A 14,867-nucleotide genomic window follows, 5' to 3' on the forward strand; every position below is an offset into this window, starting at 1 on the left:
GAATTACGAATTACGAATTACGAATTACGAATTACGAATTACGAATTACGAATTACGAAATTGCCTGTTGCCTGTTCCCTGTTCCCTAACGCTATAGCTTTAATTCTTCTGTAAAATCAATACCCGCACCGCGAGTATATTGACCATCGAAAACACCATCCCTATTAGAGTCGAATAAGATAACCCCAGTTTGAAAATAACATTGCAATGTGACCGTTTCTTTCCCGTCCTCAGACACTAAAATATTAATATCACCTCCATGGGTTGCACATTTAAAACTCATGCGTTCAACTTGTTGACTATTTTGTTTTAAAATAGCCTGAATTTTTGAGTCATCACTGGCTATTTTTACGCCAAATTCTTGTTCATAACCAGGAAAAGGAAGAACTCCGAGTGCTATTCCCAGCCGTTCTCCTCTCTCTATTTTAGCTTCCCAACAAGTGAAATAAACAACTTTACTTTGATCTTCATTGGAATGAACTAATAATCCTAATCTTTGAGGTGGTGAACATTGCTTTTGATAATCTTGGGTGGTTTCAGGAAAATTAGACTGTAGTTTTTTCCAGAGGGTTTTACAGGATTCTGTTCCACAGTTTCCGACAATTTTGTTAGTAGGTTCAGCCGAGGAAAGCGGACTTAAAACCAAACTAATTCCAGTAAAACAAATAGATAAACCCAATAATTTTAATAGTTTCATATTAATTTTAGTTCTTTCATTTGGGATAATAACCAACTTGCCATGGTGGCGCGTCGAGTATCTCTGGGGTTAAATTCTCCGATTTTATAACCCTTAAAACCCAATTCTTCCTTGAGCAATTGTTTATTCTCTGCGGGAATAGAACGAGTTAATTTTACCGTTGCGGGACGACTTTCGATAAAATCAGGAGGTGCGGGATATTCGGTTTTCCAATGGGGATCGGCATTTGTCCCATCCCATTGATCGGTTTCAGGATCATACCGATATCCCAGATAATACCAAACCAATTGATTAACAGTAGCATCATCAAGATCTTGATTCATAATCGCCCAAATTGTATCGGTATTTAATGGGGGAAGTTCCAGGGAAGGGGTCATAGTCAAAAATTGAATCTTTTAGCTATTCTCTATTTAACCATAATTTTGCTTTTGGGGCGATCGCTTTTCCTAATTTAACTCAATTTTAACCAACTAAAAATCATCTCTGCCGTTAATTCTAATTCAATTCCTGCTAAAATAGGCAATTTTTTTTCACCTTGATATAATTCAATTCTTTGCCCTGGAAATAGGGCTAAAATACTTTCTGCTTCTGGATCAATTAACCAACCTAATTCCGTACCCTGGCTTAAACAATGGAGTAATTTACCTAAAATTTTAGTTTGGCTTTGTTCAGGAGAAAGGATTTCAATTGACCAGTCAGGATAAATTTCAAATCGATTAACAATTCTTCCCGATGGCAATAAAGGAATTCTTTCCCATCTAAATACGGTAACATCTGGAACAATAGATACTCCCCCAAAAGTACAGCGTAACTCTGGAAAAGCATAGGCTATTTTTGAGGTTTCAGCTATCTGGTTAATAACGGCACAAAGTTTACCCTGTAATCTACTATGTTCACCTTGAGGCATGGGTTTTTGAATGATTTTTCCTTGGAAAAATTCCGATGCTGGTTTAGTTTCGGGAAATTTCAGGAACTCCTCTAAAGTCAGTTGAGGCTGAATAACTGGAGTCATTGTATCCATTTTATATCTGATCATTATTAGAAACTAGACTTCTCGAGGCTATCTTGAGAAACCTAGTTTCTGGGAATTGTTGATGGATTAAAAAACTCACACCGACGTTTTAATAAGCTAAGGTTTCCAGGGTTTCGCGTAGGTACAAACTCACTAATTGATCTAAATTATTGGTGGGTTCAATTAGGTTTAAATCCCGTTCTAATTCCCAGCGTTGAAAACCGGAACTAGATGCGATCGCCACTTTCAAACTTTTCCAGATTTGAGAATCTTCACCCCACTGATTTGAAGCTGAAGCGGCGTTATTCTCAAGGGTTGAATTTGCCATAGTTCTGTACCTCTTTAACAATAGTATCGACTTGATTGATAGAAAAATTCTGTCATCCGTGATACAGATTATCATTTAAACTGAGACAACTCAGTTGGATGAGGAATCAGAATGCACCGAAGACAGGAATTAATGTAACACTATTTAATATTACACAATTTTTGTCAGTTTTGGTCAAGAAATGCTGATATTGAAATTATATAGTAGTTTTTGTGGCTATCTTTACAAAAGTCAAGCCTAATTTAACCACAAAGACACGAAGACACAAAGAAGTTGTCAACACTAAAATTAATTGCTATAGCATTTTTTCTAAAAACTGTTTTGCCCGTTCAGATTCGGGATTTTTAAAAAACTGTTCTGGGGGAGAATCTTCGGCTAGTAAGCCACTATCTAGGAATAAAATCCGGTTAGAAACTTCCCTGGCAAATCCCATTTCATGGGTGACAATTGCCATCGTAATTCCGGTTTTTGCTAAGGCTTTCATCACCTCTAAAACTTCTTTAACCATTTCAGGATCAAGGGCGGAGGTGGGTTCATCCATTAATAAAATATCGGGCTGCATGGCCATGGTTCGAGCGATCGCTACCCGTTGTTTTTGTCCTCCTGAAAGTCGGGAAGGATAGACGTCTGCTTTGTCTGCCAAGCCGACTTTTTGTAATAACTCCATCCCTAAATCTTTGGCGGCAGATTCGGAGATTTTCTTAACTTTTATCGGAGCATAAATCACATTTTTTAAGACACTTAAATGGGGAAATAAATTAAAGTGTTGAAAGACCATCCCCACGGACTGACGAATTTTATAAATTTCGGCTTTCGGGTCAGTAATTTCCATCCCATCAATAAAAATATGCCCAGATGTCGGCTTTTCCAGAAGATTAAGACAGCGTAAAAATGTGGATTTCCCACATCCTGAAGGGCCAATAACTGAAACAACTTGCCCTTTTTGAATCTCGGTTGAAATCCCTTTTAATACTTGTAAATCGCCAAAGGATTTATATAAACGATCCACTTTGACCGCCGGATCAACCGTTACTTTTGAGTTTGCGTTCAATTCCATTTGCCCCCCAAGTTAAGGTAATAATCATCAGATAATAAACAATAGCCACAAAAATCAAAGGTTCAAAGTAAATATACTTTTCTGCTCCGACAATTTGCGCCCGCCGTAACATATCTTCTACCCCAATAACGGATACTAAGGTTGAATCTTTTAACAGGTTAATACTTTCATTCACTAAGGCGGGAAGGATGTTTCTTAGGGCTTGGGGTAAAATAATATCTACCATCATTAGTTGATATTGAATGCCCAAGGCTTCACAGGCTTCTTTTTGCCCCTTGTCAACGGCTTGAATTCCCGCCCGAATGGTTTCGGAAATATAGGCTCCAGAATTTAAGGAAAAGGTTAATATACCCGCTTGAAAGGCGGTAATATCATATCCGGTGAGTTGGGGTGTGGCAAAATAAATTAAGGTTAATTGTACCAGTAAGGGTGTGCCTCGAAAAATGGATGTATAGGCTTGGGAAAAAATATTCAGGGGTTTGATTGTTGAAATCTTAAATAGGGCGAGAATTGTTCCCCAAATAAATCCGAAGAAAGCCGAAACCAAACTAAATTGTAAGGTAATAAAAATCCCAGCTAAGATATAGGGAATATTGGGAGCAATTTTATTAAAATCGAGTTTTAATCCGCTTTCATGGGGAACTTCTGGGGTTTCTAGGGTAGCTTGACGATCAAACCATTTCTTGGCAAGTTCCTCAATTTTACCACTGGCTTGCATCTGTTGAATCACCTGATTAAAGGGTTCAACTAAGGGTGATCCTTTGGGAAAAGCGATCGCCGATCCTGATGCTTCGGTATTGGGAACTTCGTGATAGACTAACCCTGGATTTGCTGCAATATATCCCCTAACAATAGTATTTTCTAAAACCCCCGCATCCAGTCGTTTTGATTTTAACTCCTGAATAATATCACTGGTTTTATTTAAAGGAATAGCCGTTACCCCCGACCAATTTTTAACGGCTTCCTGCTGAATTGATCCCAGTTGGACACCAACTTTTTTGCCTTTTAATTGTTCGGGTTTAGTATAGGCTTTAGGATCAAGACTAACAATGGTATTTTTAGCTTCAAAATAAATATCAGAAAAAGCTACATTTTTTTTTCGCTCAGGAGTAGGGGTCATTCCCGCCATGACAAAATCTGCTCGTTTAGCGGTTAAAGCTGGAATTAAGCCATTAAAATCTATGCCATTAATTTTTAGATCGTAGCCTAATTGCTGGGTAATATATTCGGCAATATCTACATCAAAACCTACAATTTTATCACCACTGGTTGCCGTATCTTTAAACTGATAGGGCGGATAATCTGGGGAAGTTGCCATGATTAGGGTTTTGGTTGTCCCCGATGGTTTTTCCTGGGCAGAAATGGGAAGATTATGGCTAGTAATAATTCCCCAAATTACGAAGGTAATTAGAAATAAAAATAGTAAATATTTAAAGGGGTTTTTCAAAATCATTGTGGGTTGATGTTTTCGCTTTGATATGGATGCGCTGAAGCGCAACAACGAGTTATACGTTTTTATACTGATTACTGTTTAAACTACATTATTCAAAGAAATTCTGTCAAATTTGATAGTTTTCACAAGGGAATACAAATTATTGTTTAAATGTCAAGTCCACTAAACCGAGAATTAAGATTTTGGTTGACTCGCGCTGCAATCTCGACTTACCATAATCTATTGGATATCTGAACGAATAATCACGGGAGAAAAAACCTGAATGCAGCATCGAGGTGTAACAGTATGGTTTACGGGTTTGAGTGGTGCGGGAAAAACCACCATTAGCCAAGCGGTTGCTCAAATATTCCAAGAGAAGGGATGTAAACTAGAGATTTTAGACGGGGATATTGTTCGGGAAAATCTCACCAAAGGTTTAGGATTTAGTAAACCGGATCGGGATGAAAATATCCGTCGGATTGGATTTGTTGCCCATCTCTTAACCCGAAATGGGGTAATTGTCCTGGTTTCTGCTATCTCTCCCTATCGAGAAATTCGCGAAGAAGTGCGGGAGAAAATTGGGGATTTTGTGGAAGTTTATGTGAATGCGCCCTTAACAGTTTGTGAAGATCGAGATGTCAAAGGATTGTATAAAAGAGCCAGAGCGGGCGAAATTACAGGCTTTACAGGCATCGACGACCCCTACGAAGCCCCAACAAATCCAGATGTTGAATGTAATACGGATCACGAAGATTTATCCGAAAGTGTTGCTAAAGTCTTAAAAAAATTAGCGGATTTAGGTTATATCTCCAACGATTAGGAAAGGAGTTGACGGTTAACTGTTAGGATAAAAAAAACGATGGGAACAAAGGATTATGAACATCTCTAGGACAAGACAACAACTTTATCGTCAATCAAGGTTATGGATCACAATAGTTTTGATCGTTGGTGTGACTTTGATGAGTTGTTCAAAATCCGCCCAGTCCGATCAAACCGTTAAAGTTAGTCCTCAACTGGAACAGCAAATCCTGCAAGTAATTCGACAGCATCCAGAAGTGATTTTAGAGTCCGTCCAAGCCTATCAACAGCAACAGGACGGCCAACTAAAACAGGCGCGACAAACTTTCCTAGAACAGATCAAAACTAATCCTAAAGCGGTGATCGGGAATTCTCCCTTTACGGGTTCAGATGCTAAAAATATTGTCCTGGTGGAGTTTTCCGACTTTCAGTGTCCCTTCTGCGCCCGTGCCCACGAAACCATTCAGAAGTTTATGAAGGCTCACCAAGATCAGGTGACTCTGGTTTATAAGCATTTTCCCCTAACTCAGATTCACTCAGAGGCTCTACCCGCGGCCCAAGCATCCTGGGCGGCTCAACAGCAGGGCAAATTCTGGGAATACCAAAACGCTTTATTTACACAACAGAATCAATTGGGAGAGGCTTTATATCCGGCGATCGCAAAACAGTTAAATCTGGACGTGGAGAAATTCAATCGCGATCGCCAAGGCCCAGAAGCCCAAGCTGCGATTCAGAAGGATATCCAATTAGGGGAAAGTTTGGGGATTTCGGGAACACCATTTTTTGTGATGAATGGCGAAACCTTCTCCGGTGCGGTGGAACTCTCTAAAATCGAAGAAGTTTTAGCTACGGTTAAGGCATCCCAAGGCCAGAAAAAGTAACCCCTAACCTCGACTTTTCAACCTAAACTATTTAACCAAGCGCGTGAATCAAGAACTTGCACCCTTTGTCAGAAGCCGGGAACCCCTTTCTAGTTTGATTTTGTATCACTTGTTCAAGTGGTCGGTGATCAGCCCGATGTTGCATCTGTACTTTCGAGGTCGGATTTATGGTGCGGATCGGGTTCCCCTGGCGGGGCCATTAGTCGTTGTGAGTAACCATGCGAGCGATTTTGATCCTGTCCTACTGTCAAATTGTATGGGACGCCCGGTTTCCTATATGTCAAAAGAGGAATTATTTGAAGTTCCCATCTTAAAACAGGCGATTTCCCTGTATGGAGCCTATCCAGTTAAGCGGGGTTCCCCCGATCGCAGTGCGATTCGGGCGGCTTTACAACAATTAGAAAATGGTTGGGCTGCGGGGGTATTTCTCCAGGGAACCCGCACCATTGATGGTCGAATTACGGAGCCCAAATTGGGGGCGGCCTTAATTGCAGCTAAGGCGAAAGTTCCCTTATTACCTGTGTGTTTGTGGGGAACCCATGCAATTACTAATCGGGGTTCCCATTTTCCCCGACCGGTTCCCATTACGGTACGAGTGGGTCATTTGATTCCCCCTCCCGATTCTACTGACCGGGACGAATTATTGGAATTAACCCAACATTGTACCGATGAAATTAATGCCTTGCATGATCTCGGACGTTGAGTTTTAATCAGTATTGAATTTTACACCTAAATTTTTTATGGAAACTGAATTTTTAAGATCCCAACTTACAGAAAACCTGGATGAAGCGGAATGGGACTGGTTAACGCCCCACCTGGAACGGGAGATTGTAATTATTGTGGAATCTCAATTGGATTTATTAACTGTAGGGGAAGCGATCGCCCAGGATAACGCCCTTTCCGTCCAACATTGGATTAGTGAAGCTTTAATTCATAAACCCTCCCCGGAGCAAGTTTTACAATGGAATGATCAACCCAAAAAACGATTTAAAGCCCTAATTGTGCAACCTTTTGTTTTAATTCAAGAGTTTTAATTTTGGGGTCAGCTTTTGCAAAATCGCTAGACTTTTTAAACCACTTCTAATCAGTTTTAATCCCTTAACTGGATGTTGTAATAACACTTTAATTAAGGGAAATATTTTTAATCTTCCATCATTATCAATCGCCGGGGTTAAATCTGGTAAATCTTGAGAGAAGTCATCACTGACAACCCTGACCATGGCGGCTTTAATTCCGGCTTTTGTTAAAAATTCTAATAGAATTAATCCCTCCATATCCACTACTTCCACGGGATAAAGTTGGCTTAATTTTTGTTTTTCCGTGGCGGTGGTAATCACTCGGTCAGTAGTTAAACCCCTGACTAAATGGGAAGAAATTAATTTTTGGTGTAAGAATAAAGCCAAGTCATAATCCCAAGAAATTGCCATAATATTCTCAGGATCTTGACTAGAAATTTTTGAAGTTACAGATAAACAATTCTGATAAACAACAACATCTCCAACCTTAAGATTAGGGGATAAACTTCCACATAATCCCAGAACTAAAACCTGTAAAGACTGATTCTTAATAGCTTCCGAATTAAGCCATTTTTTTAAATAAACGCTTAAATATTCAGAACCCATTGGAATTGGTAAAACCTGAATATTTAATGATTCTACGAGTTGCAATCCCTTTAAAACTGCTCGATATTCTTGACCTTGAGGAACAAGAATAAAATTAAATGGTGCCATCCCTTACCCTAACCATCTGACTAGCCACCGAACAGAAAACCCCCCTTAGCCTTGGGTATTAATTCTGTTAAATCTAGCCAAGAATTTGCCTATTATTCTATCACTCCTTTTAGGTTAGGGCTAATTCTTTAATTTTTCTTTCCAAGGACGAAGTATAGTTAAGCTTAAAGGATTGGGTAGCATTAAAGTCGGGCATTTCTTGCCAACAATGGCGACATCTCCAAACCAGATGACCTTTACGGATGTGTTGGAGCATTGGCGATGCACAGCAGGGACAGTTAGGCATATAAATTTATTAAACCTCGTATGAATTAGCAACATTAGATGGGTTTCCGAGATAGGGAGCAGACTCTATCGGTAACACTTAGATCATGATTTCAGAATAAAAAACAAATTTGAAGAAGTTTTGAAGATCGGAAAAATCCTGAAAATTTGTAACAAATCTATACATTTAAAATAGGAAATGGACTTAAGTATAGTGATCAAAATTAGAGCCAAAAACACAAACTCGGTTTCTTCCTTCTTCTTTGGCTTGGTATAAAGCCGTGTCCGCCGCCCGCATAATTGACTCTCCGGTTAAACCTTGGTTGGGGAACATTGCAATACCTAAAGAGAGGGTAATTTGACCTAAATCTTGATCACGGTGTTTGGGCTTTAATTGTTGCACTTCAACTCGGATTTGTTCTGCTCTTTCTTTCACAAATTCCAGAGAAATTTCTGGTAAAATTAGGGTAAATTCTTCACCCCCATAACGACAGGCAATATCTGACCCCCGGACATTTTTTTGTAAGATATTTCCCAGTTGTTGCAAGACAATATCTCCGCCATTATGACCAAAGGTATCGTTATAATTTTTAAAATGATCAATATCAATCATAATAATTCCTAAGCCAAACTTTTGACGTTGAGCGCGGTTAATTTCTCGTTCTAAGGATTCTTCTAAATAGCGACGATTATATAACCCAGTCAAACCATCTCGGATACTTTGATATTCTAAGGCTTCTCGTAATTTCAAGTTAGCCAAGGCTAAAGCAATATGTTCCGCCACGGCCGTTGCTAACCGTTGTTGGTCTGCCGAAATTTGTCCCGATTCTTCGGAGGCTAAACACAATAATCCTAACGCATCTCCCTGGGCAATCATGGGTACACAAAGATGTTCAACCATCACCGGATAAGTAGCCGGAAGTTTATTTTTTTCAGGGGGTTTAGGAATGATTTCACTGGAATTATTAGAATTTAATTGATATTGACGATGATTTTTTTGATGGATATGTTTACACAATAAATTACTGGTTGTAGCTGGAACAAAATGGGATCTCCCCCGGCGCAATGCCCAACAATCTTGAGGGGAAAAAACCGCCTCACTGATTCCCTGTAAATCTCCCCAAATCGCCACCATTTCTACTAGATTTTTAGAATTTCTAGCCACAAATAAACCCCCCGATATTTTTGGGAAAAAAGGCTTGAGTAAATCATTCATCACTTGATAGGCTTCTTCGGTAGAATTACAGGCTTGTAAAAATTCACTCATTTGACCTAAAAGCATGGTTTCACGGTTGCGTTGTTCCAAATCATTCACCCAGCGTGTGAGGTTTTGATTGGCTTGTTGGGCGGCTTCTTCGCTTTGCTTTCTTTCTGTAATATCACAACAGGTCAGGGCAATTCCATCGGACAAAGGAACCACTTGTATTTGTAGCCATTTTCCTTTAATATTGGGGTTGGAAACTTCTAATTCTTCCTCAAAGCCTTTTCGAGTTCTAAAGGCACGCAAATAACGATCAAAATATCCTAAGTTGCTCTCTTGATAAAACACATCATTTAGTTTTTTTCCTAACAAATTATCTTTGTTTTGTGAAAGTAGTTCTTCGGCTTTAGAATTCATATCTACTAAAACAAAATTTGTTAATTTTCCCTCGGTATCTCGATAGCTTTGTAAGAGAAAAAACGCATCTAAACTGCCATCAATAGCCGCCCGAAATCGGGCTTCTGATTCCTGTAGAGCTAGGGTGGTTTTTTGACGTTCAATCGCTTCTTCTTTGAGGTCATTAATGGCTTTAGCTAATTCATTGGTTCGTTGTTCTACCCGTTGTTCGAGTTCTTCATTAACTTCATGAAGTTCATTTTCTAAGAGTTTCCGTTCGGCAATTTCTCGGACTAATTCATCATTGGAAGTTGCCAGTTGCATTGTCCGTTCTTGAACTTTGATTTCTAGGTCTTCTTGGGCTTTTTGAATCGAAATTTCAACCCGTTTGCGATCGCTAATATCTCGCATAAAAACCGTTAAAATTTTTCCAGCTTCTAAGGATAACCGAGAGATAGAAACTTCCGCCGGAAATTCCGTACCATCTTTACGATAACCCGTCACTTCCTGATATTCTCCAATGTCTTGAATTAGACGATTTTCGGGTAATAATTCGGGATGATATTGACAATCTTTTTGAAATGAAAATTCAGAAATCAATAAGCTAAACGGCCGTTTTAAAATTTCATTAGCCGTATAACCAAATATTTTCTCCGCTCCTTGATTAAATAGGGTAATTTGTTGTTGCTCATTAATCGAAATAATCGCATCCTGAGCCATATCTAAAATCCCAGCCAAGCGTAAACCAGAATCTATAATTGCTTGTTCCGCTTGTTTGGCTTTGGTAATATCTCGATTAATTTTTAGAATCGCAATTGGATTTCCTTCGCTATCTTTCTTGAGTGACCAACTACTATGAATAATCACAGTATTTCCCTGTTGATTGGTTTGAATTAATTCTCCTTCCCAGTTGCCTTTTTCTAGCACTTCCTGTTTAATTTTTTCTAAGGCTTGAGGAGATGGAATTTTGAGCAATTCAACTAAATTGTTTCCTAATGCTTCTGATTTAGAATAGCCATAAAGTTTTTCCGCGCCCTGATTCCAATAGTTGATATGATCATTCAAATCAATCGCAATAATGCCATCATTTGCTAAGTCTAAAAGTTGAGCTTGATCCTGTAAAATCTGTTGAGTTCGGGCTTGTTCTACTAATTCCTGTTTTAACCGACTATTTAAAGATTCTAACTCGGCTGTTCGTTCAGAAACTTTGATTTCTAGTTCTTCATTAATTTTTTTTAAAGATTCCTCTGACCATTTTCGCTCCGTAATATTGGTCAGAATCACCACACAGCCTTTAAAAACACTATGGGGTTTTGATAGAGGACTAGCACTTAATAAAAAATTAATTTTTTCTCCATCTTTTCTAATAAACAGAACTTCCCTTCCTTTATAGGGATGACCATTAATCACGGAGGCAATGGAAAAAATAGAATTAGAACTTTTCTCCTTTTTTCGCAAGGAATGACCGCCATTTTGTTGCGGTAAAAGTTCAAGTTTAATCAGGTCATCGAAATCAGAAAGCAGTAAATTTGCCCCTAAAATTCTCTGAGCTTCTTGACTAGCACGAATAATTTTTCCCTGATGATCACAAACAATAATAGACTCGGCTGCTTGTTCTAAAAGTAATCGAGTTAACCGCTCTTGAGCAACAATATCTTCATCTCGTTTTTGTTCTGATAAATCGGTAATAATTAAACATCCGACCTCCACACCTTTTTGATTCAGGATATTAATAGAAAGATAAACCGGAACTTCCGTACCATCCCGGGCAATTAAGGTTAATTCCGCCTTTCCCGAACCTAAATTTGCCTTCTGAGATAGGGCTTGAAATAAGGTTAAATCCGAGGGAGAAATAAATTCTTTAAAATCCGTCCCAATTAAATTTTTTAACGGGGTTTTAACTAAAGACGCTAATCGTTTATTACAATAGAGTAATAATGTACTATCGGTGGTAATGGTAGCGGCACCCTCTTTCATTTCTTCCACCAGCATTCGATAGGAAGAATCAGCCCCTTGCAGGGTATAAACCTGTTCTCCCTCTAACCCAGCAATTACTAAAGCATCAACTTCTCCATTACCAATCGCTCGTAATGTTTCCTTGGCAATTTCTAATTGGTAACGAAGATCTTGAACTTCCTGTTCTAATTGTTCTTCTGATTGCTCTAAGTCAACCATAGTTAACCGTTCATCTAAAAAATAACATTTTCTTAAAAGGATAAATTCAAAGCCATCAGAATTTTATCGGTTTGAGATAAATCTCCAATGATTCTTTGTAAAGGTAAGGGAAGAATCCGAATTAAAGTCGGGACAGCAACAATTTTTTGTCCTTCCGTGAGTTCAGGTTGTTGATATACGTCAATCACTTCTAAATCGTAATTGCCTTTTAAGTAGGTTTCACAAATATATTTGATTGTTTTCAGCGCCAGAATTGATTTAAGATTGGTTCCAGCGATATACAGACGAAAACAATAATATCCCTGCTTTGCCGGGGGCTGCAAGTCCTGTTTGGGGGCAGATAAATAGGATTTCATTAAATAACTTCTCCTCTTATTTTAAATCAAGGATTTTCCCAACCACCTCCTTTCCACAATTCTAACCCAATCAAAATTTTTTCAGTGCATCCGTTGATACAAATTGTTCAGAAATTGCCAAGGGTTCAAATTCTCGAAAATCATAGCTTAATTTTGCTTGAGTTGGTTTAAAAACTGGGCATAAAGCCCTGGGTTTTTATTTGGGATTCCTGCAACTTAGCAAACAAATTTGAAGAATTTTTGAAGTTAGCTTTATTAAGATTAGAGGGAACAGGGAACAGGTAATGGGTAATGGGTAATGGGTAATGGGGAATTGCCGTTCCTCTCGAATTCTTTTATAATCTTGGGTTGGGGTTGGGAGTTTGGGGTTTTGAACCGTCCTATCGTTACGTTTCCTCCCCGGTTCTGATTCCACTGTTCTATGAGGTGTTTATGATGTTTTCCCAGTCTTCCGGGTACCGAATTGATAACTATTCCAATTTTGAAGTCACAAGCGATAGCCGGATTGAAACCTTCTCTCCGAGTAATATTGTGCCGATTGTGATTGAGCAGTCGGGGATGGGGGAACGGGCTTTCGACCTCTATTCCCGTCTGTTGAGGGAACGGATTATTTTTCTAGGAACTCCGATTGATGATGATGTGGCCAATGCCCTGAGTGCCCAACTGTTGTTCCTAGAAGCCGAAGACCCGGAAAAAGATATCCAAATCTATATTAATTCTCCGGGGGGTTCTGTGACCGCAGGTATGGCGATTCTGGACACCATGCAGCAAATTCGCCCCGATGTGGTCACCATCTGTTATGGCATGGCCGCTAGTATGGGGGCTTTTTTATTAGCCGCCGGAACCCATGGAAAACGGATGTCTTTGCCCAGTTCCCGAATTATGATTCACCAACCCCTCGGCGGAACCCAGGGACAGGCCGTTGATATTGAAATCCAAGCCAAAGAAATCCTATATCATAAACGGGTACTAAATGAGTTATTGGCTGAACATACGGGTCAACCGATTGAACGAATTGAGGAAGATACGGAACGGGACTTCTATATGTCTGCGGAAGATGCTAAAGAATATGGTCTAATAGATAAGGTGATCGACCGCACCCAAAATCTTCCGATTCCCGGAGAATCCGTTTCTGTAACCTAAGATGAGGTAACTATGTCCAAGTACGACTCCCATCTAAAATGTTCTTTCTGTGGTAAGTCCCAGGAGCAAGTTCGCAAGCTCATTGCAGGGCCAGGTGTTTATATCTGTGATGAATGTGTGGAACTCTGTAATGAAATTTTAGATGAGGAGTTATTCGACAGTAGTTCGGCCACACCCCCCCCAACTTCCCCCCGTCCCCAAGTCCCCCAATCTCCCCAACGGCGACAACGGACTGGACGAGTGGGTTTAAATCAAATTCCTAAACCGAGAGAAATTAAATCCTATCTCGACTCCCACGTTATTGGCCAAGATGAGGCGAAAAAAGTTCTCTCGGTTGCGGTTTATAACCACTACAAACGGTTAGGGTTTCTACAAACGAAAACTACCGGACGTCCGGCCGAAGATAGTAATGTTGAGTTACAAAAATCTAATATTCTATTAATTGGCCCCACCGGATGCGGGAAAACCCTATTAGCGGAAACCCTGGCTAAAATGTTAGAGGTTCCCTTTGCTGTTGCTGACGCCACAACCCTCACCGAAGCTGGTTATGTTGGGGAAGATGTGGAAAATATTCTATTGCGGTTGTTACAGGTTGCCGATTTTGATGTGGAAGAAGCGCAACGGGGAATTGTTTATATTGATGAAATTGATAAAATTGCCCGCAAAAGTGAAAATCCATCTATTACCAGGGATGTATCGGGGGAAGGAGTACAACAGGCTTTATTAAAAATGTTAGAGGGAACCATTGCTAATGTCCCACCCCAGGGCGGACGCAAACATCCCTATCAGGATTGTATTCAAATTGATACCAGTAATATTCTATTTGTCTGTGGGGGGGCCTTTGTCGGCTTAGATAAATTGGTGGAGCAGAGGACGGGCAAAAAGTCCATGGGATTTGTCCAACAAGGAGATGTTCAACCGAAAGATAAACGCACCGTTGATGCCCTCAAACACATGGAACCCGATGATTTGGTCAAATTTGGTCTAATTCCTGAATTGATTGGTCGGATTCCGATGATAGCGGTCTTAGAACCCTTAGATGAAGCTACCTTGGTCGCCATTTTAACTGAGCCACGCAATGCTTTAGTGAAACAATATCAAAAACTATTGCGGATGGATAATGTGCAGTTAGAATTTGATGAAGATGCAATTAAAGCGATCGCTCAAGAAGCCTATCGTCGCAAAACCGGAGCCCGAGCGTTACGGGGAATTGTGGAGGAATTAATGTTAGATGTCATGTATGAAATTCCCTCTCGCAAAGATGTCAAACGCTGTCGGGTGACGCGAGAAATGGTAGAAAAACGTTCTACAGCAGAATTATTATTACATCCATCTTCCTTACCCAAACCCGAATCAGCATAATCAGTTATCAGTAGAGACGTGCCATGGCGCGTCTG

16 protein-coding genes are annotated in these 14,867 nt (G+C 39.7%); 6 read left to right on the forward strand and 10 right to left on the reverse strand.

The annotated features are described in order from the left end of the window. Positions 1 to 91: 91 nt before the first annotated feature. The 6 genes from NMG86_RS24605 to NMG86_RS24630 form a co-directional block, all read right to left on the reverse strand. A complete protein-coding gene (locus NMG86_RS24605) occupies positions 92 to 697 on the reverse strand; it encodes a hypothetical protein (protein WP_051319448.1) in 606 nt (201 codons plus the stop codon). After that, on the reverse strand, positions 694 to 1,074 hold the full coding sequence (locus NMG86_RS24610) for a DUF1823 family protein (RefSeq protein WP_036843457.1): 381 nt from the start codon (positions 1,072 to 1,074) through the stop codon (positions 694 to 696). The genes NMG86_RS24605 and NMG86_RS24610 overlap by 4 nt, the downstream gene beginning before the upstream one ends. Positions 1,075 to 1,148: 74 nt before the next feature. Continuing rightward, a complete protein-coding gene (locus NMG86_RS24615; protein ID WP_026795341.1) occupies positions 1,149 to 1,709 on the reverse strand; it encodes a Uma2 family endonuclease in 561 nt (186 codons plus the stop codon). A 109-nt stretch (positions 1,710 to 1,818) separates the two neighbouring features. After that, positions 1,819 to 2,037: a hypothetical protein gene (locus tag NMG86_RS24620; RefSeq protein ID WP_026788109.1), complete on the reverse strand. Its 219-nt coding sequence runs from the start codon at positions 2,035 to 2,037 to the stop codon at positions 1,819 to 1,821. Between the two features lie 295 nt (positions 2,038 to 2,332). Then, the gene (locus NMG86_RS24625; protein ID WP_026796718.1) at positions 2,333 to 3,094 is read right to left on the reverse strand and encodes an amino acid ABC transporter ATP-binding protein; all 762 of its coding nucleotides are present in this window, start codon (positions 3,092 to 3,094) and stop codon (positions 2,333 to 2,335) included. Then, positions 3,060 to 4,547: an ABC transporter substrate-binding protein/permease gene (locus NMG86_RS24630; protein ID WP_026796719.1), complete on the reverse strand. Its 1,488-nt coding sequence runs from the start codon at positions 4,545 to 4,547 to the stop codon at positions 3,060 to 3,062. Before NMG86_RS24630 ends, NMG86_RS24625 begins: the two co-directional genes overlap by 35 nt. 262 nt (positions 4,548 to 4,809) lie before the next feature. Between NMG86_RS24630 and cysC the strand changes: the two genes are divergently transcribed. From cysC to NMG86_RS24650, 4 genes are all read left to right on the forward strand, one after another. Continuing rightward, positions 4,810 to 5,346, forward strand: coding sequence for an adenylyl-sulfate kinase (gene cysC / locus NMG86_RS24635; protein WP_026796720.1), 537 nt, complete (start codon positions 4,810 to 4,812; stop codon positions 5,344 to 5,346). 139 nt (positions 5,347 to 5,485) lie between these two features. Further along, positions 5,486 to 6,205 (forward strand): DsbA family protein, encoded by a 720-nt coding sequence (locus tag NMG86_RS24640; RefSeq protein ID WP_233423096.1) that lies wholly within the window; start codon positions 5,486 to 5,488, stop codon positions 6,203 to 6,205. A 136-nt stretch (positions 6,206 to 6,341) separates the two neighbouring features. Next, positions 6,342 to 6,908 carry a lysophospholipid acyltransferase family protein gene (locus NMG86_RS24645; RefSeq protein ID WP_081694422.1) on the forward strand — a complete coding sequence of 189 codons (567 nt, stop codon included), beginning with the start codon at positions 6,342 to 6,344 and terminating at the stop codon, positions 6,906 to 6,908. 37 nt (positions 6,909 to 6,945) lie between these two features. Next, the gene (locus NMG86_RS24650; protein ID WP_026788115.1) at positions 6,946 to 7,239 is read left to right on the forward strand and encodes a DUF2288 domain-containing protein; all 294 of its coding nucleotides are present in this window, start codon (positions 6,946 to 6,948) and stop codon (positions 7,237 to 7,239) included. On the opposite strand, the gene NMG86_RS24655 is transcribed toward NMG86_RS24650, so the two are convergent. The 4 genes from NMG86_RS24655 to NMG86_RS24670 all read right to left on the reverse strand — a co-directional run bounded on the left by NMG86_RS24655 (position 7,222) and on the right by NMG86_RS24670 (position 12,327). Further along, complete coding sequence (locus NMG86_RS24655) at positions 7,222 to 7,935, reverse strand: phosphorylase family protein (protein ID WP_026788116.1); 714 nt, start codon at positions 7,933 to 7,935, stop codon at positions 7,222 to 7,224. The genes NMG86_RS24650 and NMG86_RS24655 overlap by 18 nt on opposite strands. A 109-nt stretch (positions 7,936 to 8,044) precedes the next feature. Next, on the reverse strand, positions 8,045 to 8,191 hold the full coding sequence (locus NMG86_RS24660; protein ID WP_158295762.1) for a hypothetical protein: 147 nt from the start codon (positions 8,189 to 8,191) through the stop codon (positions 8,045 to 8,047). Between the two features lie 213 nt (positions 8,192 to 8,404). Then, positions 8,405 to 11,971 (reverse strand): PAS domain S-box protein, encoded by a 3,567-nt coding sequence (locus tag NMG86_RS24665; protein WP_052338586.1) that lies wholly within the window; start codon positions 11,969 to 11,971, stop codon positions 8,405 to 8,407. A 32-nt stretch (positions 11,972 to 12,003) separates the two neighbouring features. Continuing rightward, positions 12,004 to 12,327 carry a circadian clock KaiB family protein gene (locus NMG86_RS24670; protein WP_026788117.1) on the reverse strand — a complete coding sequence of 108 codons (324 nt, stop codon included), beginning with the start codon at positions 12,325 to 12,327 and terminating at the stop codon, positions 12,004 to 12,006. A gap of 432 nt (positions 12,328 to 12,759) precedes the next feature. Between NMG86_RS24670 and clpP the strand changes: the two genes are divergently transcribed. Next, on the forward strand, positions 12,760 to 13,470 hold the full coding sequence (gene clpP, locus NMG86_RS24675; protein WP_026796723.1) for an ATP-dependent Clp endopeptidase proteolytic subunit ClpP: 711 nt from the start codon (positions 12,760 to 12,762) through the stop codon (positions 13,468 to 13,470). Between the two features lie 12 nt (positions 13,471 to 13,482). After that, positions 13,483 to 14,832 carry an ATP-dependent protease ATP-binding subunit ClpX gene (gene clpX / locus NMG86_RS24680; protein ID WP_026788119.1) on the forward strand — a complete coding sequence of 450 codons (1,350 nt, stop codon included), beginning with the start codon at positions 13,483 to 13,485 and terminating at the stop codon, positions 14,830 to 14,832. Positions 14,833 to 14,867: the final 35 nt, after the last annotated feature.

Origin of the sequence: Planktothrix rubescens CCAP 1459/22, assembly GCA_904830895.1 — a bacterium.
Lineage (GTDB): Bacteria > Cyanobacteriota > Cyanobacteriia > Cyanobacteriales > Microcoleaceae > Planktothrix > Planktothrix agardhii.